The sequence below is a fragment of the Marinobacter sp. DS40M6 genome (assembly GCF_028581595.1).
Classification (GTDB): Bacteria; Pseudomonadota; Gammaproteobacteria; order Pseudomonadales; family Oleiphilaceae; genus Marinobacter; species Marinobacter salarius.
Genome location: NZ_JAFCAE010000002.1, coordinates 124,366 through 142,475 on the forward strand (window position 1 = coordinate 124,366; position 18,110 = coordinate 142,475).

Consider the following 18,110-nt stretch of genomic DNA (forward strand, 5'->3'; position numbering starts at 1 on the left):
GTCAGAGTTTTCGCTTTAGTGGTCTCGCCAACCATTTGCGCCCATCCAGACCTTTGTTTAAAACCGGTTGATCGGAATTTTCAGGTACACCTGTCCGTTATCCTCGGAGGGGGGCATTTTCCCCGCCCTCATGTTGACCTGAACGGCCGGTAGTATCAGTCGGGGCATTCCGAGCTTGGCGTCACGCTCTGAGCGAAAAACAACAAACTCGTCTTCACTAATATCGTTGCCCACATGGATGTTGCTGGAACGCTGCTCGGCGACGGTCGTCTCATGAATAAACTCATCGCGCCCCGCTGCTTTGTAGTCATGGCAAAGGAAAACGCGGGTTTCTCCGGGAAGCGCCAGAACTTTCTGAATGGAGTGGTAAAGGGTATGGGCGTCGCCCCCTGGAAAATCGCAACGGGCGGTCCCGGCATCCGGCGCAAAGAGTGTGTCGCCGACGAAGGCAGCATCTCCGATGACGTACGTCAGGCAAGCCGGAGTATGTCCCGGCGTGTGAAGTACACGTACTTTAAGCTTCCCAACCTGAAACACATCGCCTTCCCTGAACAGTCGATCGAATTGGCTACCATCCCGCGCAAAATCTGTTCCGGCATTGAAAGCTTTGCCAAACACCTCCTGAACGACAGCGATCTTTTCACCAATGCCTGTTTTTCCGCCGAGACGTTCATGGAGGTAGGGTGCAGCAGACAGGTGATCAGCGTGCACGTGGGTTTCTAAAACCCATTCCACACTCAGGTCATTGCTTTGAACGTACTCAATAATTTTGTCAGCGGAGCGGACATCGGTCCGGCCCGCGGCATAGTCGAAATCCAGCACAGAATCGATGATCGCGCAGGCGAAGCTATCAGGATCCTGAACGATGTAGCTGAATGTGTTTGTAGGCTCGTCAAAGAAATGCGTGACCAACGGATGTTGCATGGCGTCACCCTCGTTGCAAAGAGAATAGATAGGATTTCAACGTATCAGGCTTTATGTTATAACGATAGACCTAACGGTTATATTAAATAATTGAGATTATAGGTTGCAACAATCTCGTGGTATGCCTCCGTTACGTGGAGACGACACACTGTCCGCTGGGCAAATTGTGGCATTTGAAGAGGTATAGAAATGGACTGGAGCTCTTTTATTCAAGGTGCCTTCGGAGGTCTTTTAATAGGCTTGTCCGCAGTGATGCTTATGGTCACATTGGGACGTATTGCAGGCATCAGTGGGATGGTATCTGGTCTGATCTTTGATCGGTTTACTGCGGAGTCTGCCTGGCGACTGGCATTTGTGCTGGGCCTTATCAGCGGGCCTCTGTTGTTGGTTGTCCTGAACGGCTCGCTTGGAAATGTGGCGGGCAATCCGGAAGCCGTGGTCGGCGCGCCCATCGGTGGCGTGCCGCTGATGGTCGTGGCTGGTTTGCTGGTGGGCTTGGGGTCTGGTATCGGCAACGGTTGCACCAGTGGGCATGGTGTTTGTGGTATCGCCAGGCTATCCCCCAGATCCATGCTGGCAACGCTGGTTTTCCTCCTGACGGGTGTTGTAACCGTCTACGTCGTCAGACTCATGACAGGACACTCTTTATGAAACTGATTTTTGGTTACCTGGCTGGTTTGTTGTTTGGCCTGGGTCTGGCTATCGGCGGTATGACTGACCCCCATCGTGTTCAGGGGTTTCTCGACGTCTTTGGTAACTGGGACCCAACGCTCATATTTGTTATGGGCGGAGCGGTGATAACAACGTTTATCGGCTACCGATTGGTGTTCCGTCGTCAGGGCCCTCTTTTCGCAGAAACGTTTATCGTGCCCACACGTCGTGATATTGATACCCGTTTATTGATTGGTGCCGCTGTGTTTGGGATAGGCTGGGGTCTATCAGGTTATTGTCCGGGCCCAGCCTTTGCGTCAATAAGCGGTATAACCTGGCCTCTCGTGGCGTTATTGCTGTCGATGGTCGTCGGTTGGTGGTTGGCTCGCCGAGTCTGAGGTAGCGCAGCATAATTCACGAACGTTATAAATCCTCCTCATATATTTAAATCAACTTTAATTTGATCGTTTTCAGGACCATTTCAGAAACTAGTGATTAAATATAATCGACAACCAAATAGGAGGTGTCGATTATGAAGAACATACTTTTATTTACCGCAACAATCGCTCTCTCAACATATACATTTGCTGGCAACATGTCATCAGATGAAGATATGAAAGCCACACACGATCAGTCTAAAGATAAGCGCTCCTTCGAAAACATTCTCAACAATGACGAAATGAAACGCTTACACAAACAGATGACTCGCTATGGCATGTCCGAACCTGGATTCGAGGCACGCCTGGAGATGACTACCACTGACAAAGGCCGGGCGTACCATAGAGCACTGGAAGAAGCAGAGAAAAATACCGCAGGGTGAACCCTGCGGCCAAGTTAACTCATGGAGACATGAGAAATTTAACCATACGAACCTGAAATCAGGCTGAAATACTAAACTGGTTTTATGGTCAAAAGGGGAATGTCATGAAAAAACTAATGGTGATCGCAGCAATCGCAGCTTTGTTTTCAACTATGACCTCAGCCAATTCAGGTTTAGCGGACCGTATTAACGAGGCTCGCACTTATCCTAATAAAATGGTTGAGGATAAAAAGGTTGAAACTTGCATGGAGCATATTAAGAAAAACGAAAAAATAAGCCAGGTTAGATCGCAGAGCACTGAAAAGCATGCAAGCGACATGAGCCATAAATACTCATAAACTGAAGCGGATAATTTAGTTGCAATAAATAACCGACCCCCGTTCAAATGGCGGTGGTCGGTTATCGCTCGTTACCCGAACATTGAAGTGTCACCGTTTTGGCGCCAACCGTACTACCCTCAACCGCAATGCGTTCACGATCACGCTAACCGACGACAGCGACATGGCAGCCGCCGCGAAAATTGGAGAAAGCAGCAAGCCAAAAAACGGATAAAGAACACCCGCTGCTATCGGAACGCCAGCGGAGTTGTACACGAAAGCAAAAAAGAGATTCTGCCGTATATTGCGCATGGTCGCCAGGGACAACCGGCGCGCTTCGACGATACCCATAAGGTCGCCACGCAGCAGGGTAATTCCCGCGCTTTCGATGGCCACATCGGTGCCCGTACCCATAGCCACCCCGACATCCGCAGTTGCCAATGCGGGCGCGTCGTTTACACCGTCTCCCGCCATCACCACAACGCGGCCTTCGTCTTTCAGGCGCTGGACAATCTTGCCCTTGTCTTCCGGCAGCACTTCCGCTTCCACTTCATCAATATGCAATTTGCGGGCAACCGCCTCGGCTGAGGTGCGGTTATCGCCAGTCAGCATGACCACTCGAATGCCATCTTCTTGCAGGGCCAAAATGGCGGCCTCGGTGGTTTCCTTAACCGGATCGGCAATGGCCAACAACCCAGCAATTTTTCCATCGACGGCGGCAAATATCACGGTGGCACCATCTTTGCGGAGCTGATCGGCTTCGCCGTCAAATCTCGTGGTGTCGACATTGTCCGATTCCATCAAAAGGCGATTGCCAAGCAGCACCCGCTTGCCGTCGATTTTTCCGGTTACCCCTTTACCGTTGGGAGAGTCGAAGTCTTCCGCATCCGGCAGCTTCAGCTCCATGCCCTTGGCTTTGTCCAGAATGGCGTGGGCCAGTGGATGCTCACTGCCTTTCTCGAGTCCGCCCGCAAAACGCATCAAAGCATCGTCATCGTACCCATTCGCTGTAACAATTCGGGTGATTTGTGGCTGCCCCTCCGTCAACGTGCCGGTCTTATCCACTACCACCGTATCTACCTTTTCCATGCGTTCAAGGGCTTCCGCATCGCGGATCAGCACACCACTTTGGGCGCCGCGGCCAACACCTACCATGATCGACATGGGCGTTGCCAGACCCAGTGCGCAAGGGCAGGCAATGATCAGAACACTGACCGCCGCAATCAGCCCGAACGCCATGGGCGGTGTCGGCCCAAGGAATGACCAGGCTATAAAGGCAACAATGGCAATTAGGATCACGGTGGGCACAAACCAGCTCGCCACCTTATCGGCAAGCCCCTGGATCGGTGCGCGGCTGCGTTGGGCGCTGGCCACCATCTGCACGATTTGGGAAAGCATGGTGTCCCGGCCAACCTTGTCGGCCCGCATGATAAAGCTGCCCTGTTGGTTTATACTGCCGCCAATCACTTGGTCGCCAGACTTTTTGCTGACTGCAAGAGGCTCACCGGTCACCATGGACTCATCCACGTTGGAGCTGCCTTCAAGTAACTCACCGTCCAGCGGCACCTTGTCCCCCGGGCGCACTCGCAGGCGATCACCCACCTTGACCTGATCCAGCGACACATCGGACTCGTCGCCCTGGTCATCCAGCTTTCGGGCCGTCGCCGGTGCCAGATCCAGCAGCGCCTTGATCGCGCCCGAGGTTTTCTCCCGGGCCCGCAGTTCAAGCACCTGGCCTAACAGAACCAGCACCACGATGACCGCAGCCGCCTCGAAGTAGACGGCGACAGAACCGTCTTCCTGCCGAAAGGCGTCGGGGAAAATCTGGGGCGCCAGTGTCGCCACCAGGCTGTAGATCAGCGCCACGCCAGTACCAATGGCAATGAGCGTGAACATGTTCAGATTGCGGCTGACGACGGACTTCCAGCCTCTGACAAAGAAAGGCCAGCCACACCAGGCCACTACTGGCGTCGCCAACACCAGTTGAATCCAGTTGGACATTTGTGGGGCAACGATCTGGTCAAGGCCGGTGAGATGTCCGCCCATTTCCAGCACCAATACCGGCAGGGCCAGCACCAGGCCAATCCAAAATCGACGGGTCATGTCTTTGAGCTCTGCCGAGGGCCCGTCATCCAGACTTACCTGCTCGGGCTCCAGGGCCATACCACAGATAGGGCAATCTCCGGGGCCCTGCTGGCGAATTTCCGGATGCATCGGGCAGGTGTACATGGTGCCCGGAGCCACGGGTTCGTCCTGTTTCTGTTCTCCACTGAGGTAGTGTCCCGGGTCGCCGTCAAACTTCGATTTGCACCCCGAAGAACAGAAATACCAGGTTTTCCCGCCATGCTCGCTGCGATGTTCCGCCGAGTGTGGATTCACCGACATGCCGCAAACAGGATCTTTGACCGTGTGCTCAGCCGTCATGGCCGATCCCTCCCTATCGAGTTCTGGTGATTAGTGATGATGAGCATGAGATTCTTTGTGTCCCGCTTCTTCGGCTTCTGTGGCCTTTTTCAGGAACAGTTGCTCGGCCACTGCGATAACAATCATGGTGACAACCGCCACGCCAATAACAAACGGGTCAGTATTCAGTTTGACCCAAACGAAGCCACCAAGAGCGAGCAAATCCAGAACAATTGCCACCGTGGGCACCCACACATTGGCCTTCACATCCTCCCGTAAATAGCGCAGAACGCCCCAATGGATAGCAATGTCCATGATCAGGTAAAAAATGATGCCCAGCGCTGCAATTCGGGACAGGTCGAAGAACGCCGTGAGGATAAGCCCAAGCACCACGGTATAAACCAGCGTGTGCTTCTGGATGCTACCGGGCATGCCGAAATGACTGTGGGGGACCAGCTTCATTTCAGTCAGCATGGCCAACATGCGTGAGACGGCGAAAATACTGGCCAGAATGCCACCGGCGGTGGCCATCATGGCAATGGCGACGGTAAACCAGACGCCGTAGTCGCCCAATGCGGGACGCGCAGCGGCCGCCAGAGAGTAGTCCTGCGTCTTGATGATTTCCGCCAGGGACAGGTTACTGGCAACGGCGAAACCGACCAGGGTGTAGATCACCACGCAGGCTGCGATGGAAATAATAATCGCTCGCCCCACGTTTCTCTTGGGGTCTATGACTTCCGAGCCGCTGTTGGTGATGGTGGTAAAACCTTTGAAGGCCAGAATGCCAAGGGCCGTTGCCCCCAGGAAATTGCCAAAGGTTCCAGCCTCACCGGGGCTAGAGAAATCAACAGAAACACTGTCGGCAATCCAGATACCCACCAGCCCGAAAACCAGAATGCCTCCGATCTTCAGGATACCTATAAAGGAAGCCACGCCCTGAATCATTCGGTTGCCCAACAGATTGATCAGAAACGCGGCCAGAATTAGTGAGACGCCAAGAATGGGCACCATGCGGCCACTTTCATCGCCACCGAACAGTTGCATGGTGTAAGAACCGAAGGTTCGCGCAAGAAAGCTCTGGGCAATCACCATCGAGAAATACATCAGCAAAGCATTGAAAGCCGTCGGTAACCGATTGCCATAGGCTTTGTGCAGGTACATGCCGATGCCCCCGGCTGACGGGTAGGCATTGGAAATTTTGATGTAGGAATAGGCACTGAAGCTTACGATTACCGCCGCGGCCAGAAACGCCAACGGGAAAAGAACGCCGGTCATCTGCGCCATCTGCCCGGTAAGGGCAAAGATACCGGCGCCAATCATGACACCGGTGCCCAGCATAACAGTTCCCGGAAGTGTAAGACTGCCTTCCTGATAGCGCGTGGTTCTGTCGTGCGTGCTGCTCATACAACCTCCTGTTGTTTTGAACGGCGTTTGATACTCAATAAATAGCCAATGCTGGCTTGGGTAGATCTCACTTGCATCAATGTCGAGAAAAACGGGCCAAAGAAATATCTTTAGCCCCTAAGTACCTGATCAGAATGCGATGCGCGCGCCAATCACAGCAAACCAATCTGCTGTACTGCCGCCGTCCGCTTCGGCAAAGTCGGCACTATCGCCGTATTTGCGCTCATGCACCACGCCCACATAAGGCGAGAACGCACGGTCGATCAGATCATAGCTCAACCTGAGTCCGGTTTCGGTAGAAACCAGTCCTTTACCAACGCCAATTTCCCGGTCCTCGCTAAACGCAACCGTGGCATCCAGCGTTGCCGCCAGAATCCAGTAGTTGGTGAGAAGCAGCTCGTACTCGGCATCCAGTTCGGCTGACGTATCGCCATCCTTACTGACATACAGGTTTGCATCGATCTCAAACCATTGGGGCGCCAGCCCGGCTACACCGAGAACGGCATATGTACGGTCCGGCCCCTCGGGCGTATCGAAACGCACGCCCGCTTTGGCGTCGAAGAACTTGGAGATGGGGATCTGGCCGACCAGCTGGTTTTCCAGTATTTCGTAGGCCTGCTCCTCTATCTCGTATTCCCCGGTTGTGAGCAGCCGGACTTTGAACTCGTCGGTGCCATAGAAGGCGTCCGCGTTCCAGACTCCAAGTTCCTCGTTATCGTCGCTGTAGCGGTATTCAAACTCCTCGAATTGAACACCCCAGGTTGTGAGCGGCTGTTTACGAGCGGTGGTGTCGGAGATCATTTCCTGAGCTGTCACCGCCGTTGAGAATCCGATAGAGGCAAAGAAACTGACCGCAACAAGTGATCGAATACAACTCATGCCTCACCTCCTTCTTCAGCAGCCGCGCCTGTTTTTGCCTGCGTCGACTCTGGCCCACCTTCAACAATCACCTTACGGAACATACCAGCGGCCGCGTGGTAAGAGAGGTGGCAGTGGAACGCCCATTGGCCTGGCTCATCAACCTCGGTTTCCATGTACACCGTAGTGCCTGGGTTCACGCTAATCGTGTGCTTGATCGGGTTCCACTGGCCTGCGCCAACATCAAGGATGGACCACATGCCGTGCAGGTGCATGGGGTGAGTCATCATGGTTTCGTTGACAAACTTGAAGCGGACCCGCTCACCGTATTTCAGGCGGATCGGATCGGCATCTTCGTACTTAACGCCATTGATACTCCAGGTGTACCGCTCCATATTGCCGGTCAAACGAAGCTCTATTTCTCGAGTCGGTTCGCGGTCTTCATACAGTGGATCTTGGGCCTTGAGGTCAGCGTAGGACAGGAACTTGCCGCCATTGGCTGCTGTAGGTACGAGGCCACTACCCTTGGCGTAGAAGGGATCACTTGGACCTTCTTTTTTACCCATCGCCATGGAACCGTGATCCATGCCGGACATGCCAGAGTGATCCATGCCTTCCATGTTGGAATGATCCATTCCTTTCATATTCGAGTGGTCCATTCCCTCCATCGAAGAATGATCCATTCCAGACATCCCTTCTGAGCTATTCATATCCATGTCGCCATGATCCATGCCAGCCATGCTGCCGTGGTCCATGCCGGCCATACCGCTCATGTCTGCCATAGTCAGGCGCGCCGGTTCGCGCAGTTGCGGCACGGCCGCTTCCATACCCTCTTCTGGGGCCAGTGTCGCTCTGGCATAGCCCGAACGCCCCATGGATTCTGCGAAGATGGTGTAGGCCTGCTCATCTTTCGGACGGACGATCACATCGTAGGTTTCCGCCACACCGATCCGGAACTCGTCCACACTAACCGGCTGAACGTTGTTGCCATCAGCCTGCACAACCGTCATGTCCAGACCGGGGATCCGGATATCAAAGTAAGTCATCGCCGAAGAGTTGATAAAACGCAGCCGAATGCGTTCGCCCGGCTCGAAGATCCCTGTCCAGTTTTGGCTTGGTCCTTTGCCGTTGATCAAGCCCGTAAAGCCTTGGAGATCCTCAACGTCCGCTTTCATCATCCGCATGCCACCCCAGGCCATACGGTCACTGACGGTGTTCATCAGGCCATTTTTTGACACGTCCGAGAAAAACTCGCCAACGGTTTGCTGCTCGCGATTGTAGTAATCCGGCATCATTTTCAGGTTGCGCATGATGCGGTCACCGGAATGGGGGTGCTTGTCAGTCAACTGCACCACGTATTCACGATCGTAGCGGAACGGTTCACGTCCCTCGGGTTCGATAACGATGGAACCGTAGGCGCCATCCGGCTCCTGAAAACCGGAGTGGCTGTGAAACCAGTAGGTGCCTGCCTGCTGAATAGGAAATTCGTAGGTGAAGGTTTCACCCGGCTTGATGCCTGGAAAGCTGATACCAGGCACACCGTCCTGATCAAAAGGAAGGATCAGGCCGTGCCAGTGAATGGACGTCATCTCGTCCAGGTTATTGGTCACGTTGATCTTTACGTTTTCGCCTTCTTTGAAGCGCATCACCGGTCCCGGAGATGCGCCATTGTATCCAATGCCTTCTTTCACGAAATCGCCAGTATCAATTTTTACCCGGTCGACCGTCAGGTCGTACTCACCGGCCATAACCATGGCTGGCATCAGCAGGCTTAAAAGTCCTGTCAGTAGGCGTGTTTTCATCTTTTTCTTACTCCAAACTGCACTTCGTTGAAGCAGGGCTGGGACACAGTCCCAACCCGTGCATTCGCGGGGTTGTCAGTACGCCGGTTTACTCAAAGTTAACGTCACCGTACATGCCGGCCTGGTAGTGGCCTGGCACGTTGCAGGCAAACTCAATGTCGCTTTCTTCGGTAAACTTCCAGACAACCTCCTTGCTCTGCCCTGGTTCCAGCAACACGCTGTTCGGGTCGTCATGCTTCATGGTTTTACCGTTGCCCATGTCCATATTCATCATATCCTGATTGAGCTTGCCGCCCTGGATCACGCCGTGTTCTACCATCATCATCATTTCTTTCTGATGGCCTTCATGCATGGAAGGGGTACCAATGTTGAACTCGTGGACCAGGCTACCCTCGTTCTTGACCACAAAACGCACGGTTTCACCGGTCTCAACACTGATTTCTTCCGGCTCGTAGTAGTTGTCGTACATTTCCACTGTGATAGTGCGAGAGGCCTCCGAGGCTTTACCCGGTTCGCCGCTGCTGGCGCCATGGCCGCCGCCATGAGCACCGGCGGCGAGGGTCACTGCCGACATCGACATGGCAGCGGCTGCAACAATCAACTTGGATGCGTTCATATTGTTTTCTCCATTAATAAAGTGGCCGGAAATTCCGGCGTCGGTTAGCTCTGAACAAAGAGGGATGCCAAAATACGAAACACACCATCGCGCATTAACCTGAATTCTTGCTGAAAATATCGAACTAATTGGTCGTTCAGGCTGAATTCAGGTTGATCGGCGACACTCGTTTCAAATTTGGCTCACAGCCTGGTTCAAAGAAGGAACGTCGTGATGCGATTACTGCTCGTTGAAGATGACCGTTTGCTGGCTGACGGACTAAGTGGACAGCTTGAAAAGGCGGGGTTCAGCGTTGATACAACCTATACAGCCAGAGAAGCCGCGATCCTGGGCGAGCAGGAGGATTATCGGGCCGCCGTTCTTGATCTTGGCCTGCCTGACGGCAACGGATTAGACGTATTAAGGAAGTGGCGAAAACATCAGATCGCCTTTCCGGTGCTCATTCTCACAGCAAGGGGCGACTGGCATGACAAAGTTGAAGGCCTCAAAGCGGGGGCAGACGATTACTTGGCAAAACCCTTTCAGACCGAGGAGTTGATCGCCCGGCTCAACGCCATTGTGCGCCGAAGCGAAGGGCGTATTCATTCAATGGTAAAAGCCGGACGCTACGAATTGGATGAGAATCGTCAGAGCTTGAAGTCCGACGACGGCAAGGAACACAGCCTCACCGGCACCGAATTTCGCCTGCTGCGCTGTCTGATGAGCCGTCCCGGCCATGTTTTCTCGAAAGAGCAGCTAATGGAACAGCTTTACAACTTGAACGACACTCCGAATGAGAACGTGATCGAAGCTTACATTCGCCGATTGCGGAAACTGGTTGGCAACGACACCATTGCAACCCGTCGCGGCCAGGGATATCTGTTCAATGACGCTGTTTAGTAAGCCGAGATCTGTCAAAGGCACGTTGCTTTTATTGCTACTGCCTGCCGGCATTGCGTTAATGGGGCTTGCATGGCTGGTTCACGGCCTCTTACTGGACCGAATGTCCCGGGAGTTCGTCGAGACACGTCTCAAAGATGAGGTCGCCTTTCTGGAGCACCAGATTCGTGATTCTGGCGGTCAATTGGATAGCCTCCAGACCGGTGACTACTTTCAGGAAGTCTTTCACCACGCCTTCGCCATACATTCTCCGTCCAAGACTATCATTTCCCCGGATTCGTGGGCGCCGGTGTTAACGTCGTTGATTGAATCAGCGGAGGATGGAACCCTTCGTGTGCAGAACGGAGATACAGTCGAAGGACCCAAGAACATTCTTGCGTACCGAAAATCGTTCCAGATGGACGATACGCCGATTGTAGTGATCGTGTCCGAGGATCTCGGCGCACTGAAACGCAGCCAGGCAGAGTTGCACGCGTGGACGGCCATCGTCTCTATTCTGCTGATTCTGCTCCTGGTCGTTGTGATCTGGTTCGGTATCAATTTGTCCATGCGCCCTGTCGTCGAGCTAAAGGCTACGCTAAAGCGACTTCAAGATGGCAAGGTTTCTCGGATTCATGTTCAGACGCCTGAGGAGTTTCGACCACTAGTCCAGCAGCTCAACCAATTACTCGATTCGCTTGATCAACGACTGGAACGGTCAAGGGATGCGCTGGCGAATCTCTCTCACAGCGTCAAGACCCCGATTGCGGCCGTCCGGCAGGTTCTTGAGGACACCAGCCGTCCACTCTCCAACGATCTCCGCCTTCAGATGACCGCGAGACTCAATGACATCGACAAACAGCTTGAAGCCGAGATGCGCCGAAGTCGCTTTGCAGGACCACAGGTTGGAAAAAGCGCTTACCCTCTGAAACAGGCGCGGGATCTACTTTGGATGCTGGGGCGGCTATACCCGGAAAAGTCCTTTGAACTGTCGAGTTCTCTGCCGGAGGAAGCCCGCTGGCCGATTGAGGAACACGACCTGAATGAAATCATGGGCAATCTCCTGGACAACGCAGGCAAATGGTCAGAACGATGTGTAGAGCTGTCACTTGTTCAGAATTCCGGAACATTGAAGATCTGCGTGACAGACGATGGGGCAGGCGTCCACGAGGCAGAAATCAGCAAGCTGGGTCAACGGGGATTGCGGCTGGACGAGCAGACCCCAGGCCATGGCCTTGGGCTGGCGATTGTTCGAGAAATTGTCGAACGCTACAGTGGAACCCTCCACTTCTCACCTGCTCCGAAAAGTGGGTTGTCCGTGATAGTTGACCTTCCCAGGGCGGTGCCGGTGATCAATCGTTGACCCGGCCACCTGGTATGTGGTTAAGCGATCACATGTGGATAGTGTTTGTATAGAAAACTTTCCTCACAGTAATGCCTTTTTCAAGCTAGATTCAGCTTCGTCTGTTGTTATAGCGGGTCGCTTGAAGTCCGATCTCTTAGCTAATTTTGATTTGCTCTCGAGAAGGGCGACAGCCACAATTTTCCAACATCCAGAGACGGCGCTTATAGATGAAGGTTCTAATTGTCGAAGACAACGCGGTACTCGCAGAAAAAATCTCCGTTTGGCTTGCGAAGGAAAACTTTACTGTAGATGTTGCCCAAAACGGAAAAGAGGCAAATTTCTTCGTAGAGACAAGCAGTTATCAGGCGATCATTCTGGATATAGGACTGCCCGACGAGAACGGGCTTTCTTTGATGCAAAAATGGAGAAGCAACGGCAAAGATGAAGCCATCCTGATTCTAACTGCCAGGTCCAACTGGACAGAGAGAGTTGAAGGCTTGAATGCCGGGGCAGACGACTATCTTCCAAAACCGTTCGAATTTGATGAACTGAAAGCTCGACTTAGCGCCATCATAAGAAGAAAAGACGGGCGAACAACTGATAAGATAGCGGTTGATGGGTTTCTTCTAAGTTCAACCTACAGAACGCTAACAACCCCTGATCATAAAGAATTCAGGCTAACCGCAACAGAGTATCGCCTTCTTCAATGCTTCCTTCGATCTCCTGACAGAGTCTTTTCCCAGGATGATCTTGTTGAATCACTTTACAATATCGAAAGATGCCCAACGCGAAATGTTGTTCAGGTATATATTGCGAGGCTTAGGAAAATACTTGGGAAAAAAAGAATAAAAACGTTGAGAGGGCAAGGTTACTATTTCGCGAGAGAGACCCACTAAAAAATTTATACTGCGAGTCACGTCAGTAACTCTCACCTGACTCGCAGAAAACCAAAAAATTACTGTTTCTTCAATAGATCAGCAACTAGCTCCTTGATTACTCGATGCTCTTCCTTCAACTTCTTGACCGTCTCGCTTTCTTCAGAACGATAGTCGGAGGACCGTTCATCGATGCTCTTATCAGGGTAGCTTCTTGCCTCATTATACCTATCTGCTTGTCCGCCATTGCTGCCTGCGAGGGCTATGGAAGCCCCGGTTCCTAGAAAAGATGCTATTAAAATTACAGACACTTTTTTCATAAACAGCTCCGATATGTCATTCTATTCAACCAACGAAATTCAATCGCCTCACGCAGTTAGTAGAACATCGAAACCTTAAACACATTTGAATGTGGACGTATTTTAAAGATTTTCACATTCCGTAAACTACAGGCCCACAGCTATTCAGGCAGATTTTGACAAGACTAAACGAACGACCAAAGCACAACCCCTCCAGCGTCAGGTGAGTTGCGACACGCATCAATCCCATCTATGCTTTCAAGCTCAGTCGCCTCTCTAGCCCTCAGCTAGCTCCTCCCGCTCAATCGACCATAACTAATACCATGACAGCGCAGAAAAGCATCCGAAAAACTGCACTCCAATATGGCATCGTTTTCAGCCTCTTGTATTTTCTACTAATTTTTTTCTCGCACACTTATGTAATAGAGCAGCTTTCGAACGAGTCCAGAAAACATCGCCTTGACAAGGAGGTGGAGAGTTTTCAAACCATCATTGAAAACGAAGTTCCGACGCCCGACGAGATTGGCAGCATGATTGATCGATTCCAATTGCTACTGGAGCACGCCCTCGTCGTCGAAATGAAAGACGGAAGCATCATTGCCAGTAGCAACATAGATCAAACAACGTTGCGCATGGTTTCAAGAAAGCCGGCGGGCTTTGTAGAAATATCCCAAGGTGCAGATGGCCTTCTTGGATTGAAACGAGGTGTCGGAATTGATAGTCCGCTTTCGTCAGTCACCATCCTGGAAATGGAAAGCGGACTAGCTGAGCGATCCAGTGGGGCTCACCTGACCTTGCTGGCTGCCTCCGCATTATTACTTGTTGTTCTCTTGGCTCTGGTAGGCACCACTACTTACCTCGCTTTGAAACCGATCGAACACATCAAGGAAGACATGAGGAGACTGCAATCTGGCAAACAACCTCGTTTGAATCCTGACGCACCAGAGGAGTTCAGTCCGCTGATCAAACAGTTCAATAACCTACTTGAACTAGCAAGTCGTCGCCTTGACCGCCATCGCCGCCTCAATTCCGATCTTTCTCACATGGTCAAGACCTCGATCTCTGCCAATCTCGCAATCTTGTCAGACACTGGTTCATTACCTCCGTCCCGCGACGACATAGAGTTCATGACCTCCAACCTAAAGGATCTAAGCCGGTCCTTGAACTACCGCATGAGCAAGGCAGATATCTCCGGCAGGCAGATGGGGCAAACATGTTTGCCGATTGAAATAGCGAACAACGTCATTTCTGTCATGGAAAAAATCTTTCCCGATAAGAGTTTCCGTATTAATACATCCTTGCCGAATAACTTCAGTTGGCCCATGGAGCGTCAGGACCTATCAGAGTTATTCGGTAACCTGCTCGAAAACGGCGGGAAGTGGAGTCAGGCTGAGATTGACGTTTCAATAAGCCAGACCGATTCCGGGCTAACGATAGAAGTTGCAGACGACGGCCCTGGGATTACTCCAGAAGCGGCCTCAAAAGTGATGGATAGAGGTTCCCGGCTTGACGAAACCGTTTCTGGATTTGGATTGGGACTGTCCATCGTGTCCGAAATACTAGAAGACAATTTCGGACGGATGAACATTGGCCCCTCAGAAACAGGGGGCGCCAGAATTACAGTTGTGCTTCCTTTCCCAGAGTAGAGCACAACCATAATTCCTCCGCCCCGCTATGACGGAGGGATTACCCTCCCCTGCTCGCGATCAAAACTGTGTATTTCCACCTCTCTTCTACCGTTGCATATCATCGAGTTTAGCCCTTGAGAAGCGCGTGAATAGAGCCGGTAAAACAAAAAGCGTTAGGAAAGTCGCAGTCACGAGACCACCTACAATCACGCTGGCCAGTGGCTTCTGGATTTCCGCACCCACGCCCGTCGACAATAGCATCGGTATCAAACCGAGTGCCGAGGTTATTGCTGTCATCAAGACAGGGCGCAAACGGGAGACGGCACCTTCAAACACCGCGGCATCCACGCTTAACCCATCCTGTATTCGCTGATTGATGCTTTCGACCATAACGACCCCGTTAAGCACCGCCACACCGAACAGCGTGATAAATCCAACGGAACTGGGCACTGAAAGATACTGACCGGAGATCCAGAGTGAAAAGACGCCACCAATAACGGCAAGCGGCACGTTGACCAGAATCAACAATGCTTGACCGACCGAACTGAAAGCAAAGTACAGCAACAGCGCGATCAGGCCCAGAGATACAGGTACCACAATGGTCAACCGCTCCTGTGCTCGCTGCTGGTTTTCGAACTGACCACCAATATCAACCGAATAGCCGGGGGGAAGGTTCACTTCTGACGCGATGGTATCCTGAATATCGGCAACCACACTGCCCATGTCACGACCCTGCACATTGGACTGAATGACCACACGGCGCTGCACGTCATCGCGACGCACCTGAGGCGGGCCGGACTCAATAGACACATCGGCCACATCACCGAGTCTCACCCAGGCTCCGGACGGCGCCTGTAACCTGAGATCGGCAATGGCATCCCGGTCTTCCCGGAAACGTTTGGCCAGACGCACATAGATATCATACCGCTCATTTCCGTTGATGATCTGGCCAGCGGCGGCACCACCCAGTCCATCCCGGACGACACTCATCACATCAGACACGGCGAGTCCGTACCGGGAGAGTGCCTGACGGTCAGGCTGAACCACCAACTGCGCTTCACCAGCAATCTGCTCCATGGCCACGTCTCGTGTTCCCTGAACTGTTCGGACCGCCGCTTCGATCTGTTGGCCTTTCTCCGCCAATACATCGAGATCCGGGCCAAAGAGTTTGATGGCCAACTGCGCACGAACACCAGACAACAATTCATCAACCCGAGTCGCAATAGGCTGAGAAAAGTTAAACAGTAGCCCCGGGTGCTGTTCGAGCTTCTCCTCAAACAGGGCCTGCAATTCATAGCGATTGCTGGCGCTGGTCCATTCCGAAGTTGGTTTCAAGCCAATATAGATCTCTATATTGTTAACGGGCTCTGGGTCGCCGCCTATTTCTGCTCGACCAGCCCGGGACAGAGCATAAGTCACTTCTGGAAATTCCATCAACATGGCTTCCAGTTTTGGCGCAACTTCAAGCGCCGTATCAAGGCTTGATGAAGGGGCAAGCGTCACCCGGAGGTTGATCGTTCCTTCTTCCAGCTCAGGGACAAACTCAGTGCCGAGTCGAGGCACGACCAGGGCCGCCAGCACCACAAGAACAGCGGCAGCACCGACAACAGATCTGGTGTGTTTCAGCGACCAGTCAAGGCCCTTGCGATAGAGCTTCTCAAGAGGTTTTAGAACGAAGCTTTCCCTCTCCCGAATACCCTTGCGAAACACAAAAGAAGCCAACGCAGGCACAACGATGAGAGCGACGATCACAGCGGACACAATGGCCAGCATGATGCTGATCGCCATTGGCTGGAAAAGCTTGGCTTCCACACCTTCAAAACTGAACAGAGGCATGAAAACGACCAGAATAATCGCCGTCGCGAAAAAGATGGGGCGCGCCACTTCCCGGCCGGCTTCCTGGAGTCTAAGCGCAATGCCATGATCATCGTGTGACGCGTCCAACGGATCGGGGTCGTTTTCAACCAATTCATCCCGATGGGCGTCATGCTCAGCATCGGGATGCGTCAGATGTTTGAACATGTTCTCGACCATAACAACAGAGCCGTCCACCAGCATGCCAATTGCCACAGCAATGCCGCCCAGAGACATCAAGTTGGCCGAGAGGCCGAACCAGGCCATGATCATCAGCGCAATACCGATTGAAATCGGTATAGAAAGCAGCACGAGCGTTGTTGCCCGAAGATTCATCAGACACAGGGCAAGCACGATCGCAATGAACACAAAAGCCAACAGAAGCGCATTGGTCACCGTCTCTACGGCCTTGGTCACCAGATCCGCCTGGTTGTAATAGGGCTCAAAACGAACCCCACTCGGAAGCGCCTGATTTATGCGATCAATGCGGGCCTCGATGCCGTCGATGGTGGCTTTTGTATTGGCCCCCATTCGTTTGAGTACAATGCCAGAAACCACTTCACCCAGTTGTTCAACTTGACCGTCTTCATCCTTCCGGGTCATGGTCACCGCACCCTGGCGAACTTCAGTGCCCAGCGCTACTTGGGCGACATCGCTCACCGTCACTGTAATGCCATCACTGGTTTTAACGGGCACTTGACGGATCTGCTCCAGCCCCTGCTCGCCATTACCCAGCCAGCCCATACCGCGAATAACCAACTGCTCCTGTCCGCGGCCCATATACCAGCCCCCAACATTGGAGTTGTTGTTCTCCAGGGCGTCCATGACGTCGTTCTGTGATAAGTCATAGGACAGCATTCGCGCCGGGTTCAGGTTGACCTGGTATTGACGGACCTCCCCGCCAAACGACAGAATCTCTGTTACCCCTTCGGCGGGTATCAGCAACAGCTTGACCAGCCAGTCGTGCAAGCTGCGTAATTCCATTGCGTCGTACCCAGAATCCGGGTCAGCTATTAGCAAGTACTGGTAGACCTGGCCGAGACCGGACGTATTCGGGCCCATTTCAGGCACCCCGACCCCGTCCGGAATCAGCTCCCGCGCGGCCTGCAACCGCTCGAAAACCAGTTGGCGCGCGAAATAGATATCCGTGCCCTCTTTAAAGACCACGGTGACACCAGACAACCCGGTTTTGGAGATGGACCGAACCTCCTCAACATTCGGCAACGCATACATCACCGCTTCAATGGGATAGGTGATCAGCTGCTCGACTTCCTCAGCCGCAAGTCCGGGCGCCTCTGTATTAACAGCAACCTGGACGTTTGTAACGTCGGGGAAAGCATCAAGGTTCAGTTTTGGTATCTGAAACGCGGCCGTGGCGATAAGCACTGCAAGCGCAATAAGAACCAACAGGCGGTTCTGAACCGCCCAGTCGACAACTCGGTTGAACATAATGGCT

At 52.8% G+C, this 18,110-nt stretch carries 16 protein-coding genes; 8 read left to right on the forward strand and 8 right to left on the reverse strand.

Annotated features, from left to right (window positions below; genetic code table 11):
• Positions 1-57: 57 nt before the first annotated feature.
• Complete coding sequence (locus JJO78_RS04575) at positions 58-924, reverse strand: MBL fold metallo-hydrolase (RefSeq protein ID WP_126810355.1); 867 nt, start codon at positions 922-924, stop codon at positions 58-60.
• A 258-nt stretch (positions 925-1,182) separates the two neighbouring features.
• On the opposite strand from JJO78_RS04575, the gene JJO78_RS04580 reads away from it, so the two are divergent.
• The 4 genes from JJO78_RS04580 (at position 1,183) to JJO78_RS04595 (ending at position 2,733) form a co-directional block, all read left to right on the forward strand.
• On the forward strand, positions 1,183-1,575 hold the full coding sequence (locus JJO78_RS04580) for a YeeE/YedE family protein (protein WP_227544241.1): 393 nt from the start codon (positions 1,183-1,185) through the stop codon (positions 1,573-1,575).
• The gene (locus JJO78_RS04585) at positions 1,572-1,973 is read left to right on the forward strand and encodes a DUF6691 family protein (RefSeq protein ID WP_036206247.1); all 402 of its coding nucleotides are present in this window, start codon (positions 1,572-1,574) and stop codon (positions 1,971-1,973) included. The genes JJO78_RS04580 and JJO78_RS04585 overlap by 4 nt, the downstream gene beginning before the upstream one ends.
• Positions 1,974-2,107: 134 nt before the next feature.
• Complete coding sequence (locus tag JJO78_RS04590) at positions 2,108-2,395, forward strand: hypothetical protein (protein WP_085681298.1); 288 nt, start codon at positions 2,108-2,110, stop codon at positions 2,393-2,395.
• 104 nt (positions 2,396-2,499) lie between these two features.
• A complete protein-coding gene (locus JJO78_RS04595; RefSeq protein ID WP_228210876.1) occupies positions 2,500-2,733 on the forward strand; it encodes a hypothetical protein in 234 nt (77 codons plus the stop codon).
• A 90-nt stretch (positions 2,734-2,823) separates the two neighbouring features.
• On the opposite strand, the gene JJO78_RS04600 is transcribed toward JJO78_RS04595, so the two are convergent.
• The 5 genes from JJO78_RS04600 to JJO78_RS04620 form a co-directional block, all read right to left on the reverse strand.
• Entirely contained in the window at positions 2,824-5,136 is a 2,313-nt protein-coding gene (locus JJO78_RS04600; RefSeq protein WP_273622963.1) for a heavy metal translocating P-type ATPase, read from the reverse strand.
• 30 nt (positions 5,137-5,166) lie between these two features.
• Positions 5,167-6,519 carry an APC family permease gene (locus JJO78_RS04605; RefSeq protein ID WP_126810357.1) on the reverse strand — a complete coding sequence of 451 codons (1,353 nt, stop codon included), beginning with the start codon at positions 6,517-6,519 and terminating at the stop codon, positions 5,167-5,169.
• A gap of 129 nt (positions 6,520-6,648) precedes the next feature.
• Positions 6,649-7,398, reverse strand: a complete 750-nt coding sequence (locus tag JJO78_RS04610) for a copper resistance protein B (RefSeq protein ID WP_273622964.1) — start codon at positions 7,396-7,398, stop codon at positions 6,649-6,651.
• Positions 7,395-9,179, reverse strand: a complete 1,785-nt coding sequence (locus JJO78_RS04615) for a copper resistance system multicopper oxidase (RefSeq protein ID WP_273622965.1) — start codon at positions 9,177-9,179, stop codon at positions 7,395-7,397. The genes JJO78_RS04610 and JJO78_RS04615 overlap by 4 nt, the downstream gene beginning before the upstream one ends.
• 88 nt (positions 9,180-9,267) lie before the next feature.
• A complete protein-coding gene (locus JJO78_RS04620; RefSeq protein WP_151981723.1) occupies positions 9,268-9,795 on the reverse strand; it encodes a cupredoxin domain-containing protein in 528 nt (175 codons plus the stop codon).
• A 213-nt stretch (positions 9,796-10,008) separates the two neighbouring features.
• On the opposite strand from JJO78_RS04620, the gene JJO78_RS04625 reads away from it, so the two are divergent.
• From JJO78_RS04625 to JJO78_RS04635, 3 genes are all read left to right on the forward strand, one after another.
• Positions 10,009-10,674, forward strand: a complete 666-nt coding sequence (locus tag JJO78_RS04625; RefSeq protein WP_151981725.1) for a response regulator transcription factor — start codon at positions 10,009-10,011, stop codon at positions 10,672-10,674.
• Positions 10,661-12,016: an ATP-binding protein gene (locus JJO78_RS04630; protein ID WP_151981727.1), complete on the forward strand. Its 1,356-nt coding sequence runs from the start codon at positions 10,661-10,663 to the stop codon at positions 12,014-12,016. Before JJO78_RS04625 ends, JJO78_RS04630 begins: the two co-directional genes overlap by 14 nt.
• Positions 12,017-12,225: 209 nt before the next feature.
• On the forward strand, positions 12,226-12,894 hold the full coding sequence (locus tag JJO78_RS04635; RefSeq protein ID WP_072676521.1) for a response regulator transcription factor: 669 nt from the start codon (positions 12,226-12,228) through the stop codon (positions 12,892-12,894).
• 59 nt (positions 12,895-12,953) lie between these two features.
• On the opposite strand, the gene JJO78_RS04640 is transcribed toward JJO78_RS04635, so the two are convergent.
• On the reverse strand, positions 12,954-13,193 hold the full coding sequence (locus JJO78_RS04640) for a hypothetical protein (protein ID WP_072676519.1): 240 nt from the start codon (positions 13,191-13,193) through the stop codon (positions 12,954-12,956).
• Between the two features lie 302 nt (positions 13,194-13,495).
• Here JJO78_RS04640 and JJO78_RS04645 point away from each other — a divergent pair, with 302 nt between their 5' ends.
• Positions 13,496-14,818, forward strand: a complete 1,323-nt coding sequence (locus JJO78_RS04645) for a sensor histidine kinase (protein ID WP_273622966.1) — start codon at positions 13,496-13,498, stop codon at positions 14,816-14,818.
• An 87-nt stretch (positions 14,819-14,905) separates the two neighbouring features.
• Here JJO78_RS04645 and JJO78_RS04650 read toward each other — a convergent pair whose 3' ends face one another.
• A complete protein-coding gene (locus JJO78_RS04650) occupies positions 14,906-18,103 on the reverse strand; it encodes an efflux RND transporter permease subunit (protein WP_273622968.1) in 3,198 nt (1,065 codons plus the stop codon).
• Between the last annotated feature and the right edge of the window lie 7 nt (positions 18,104-18,110).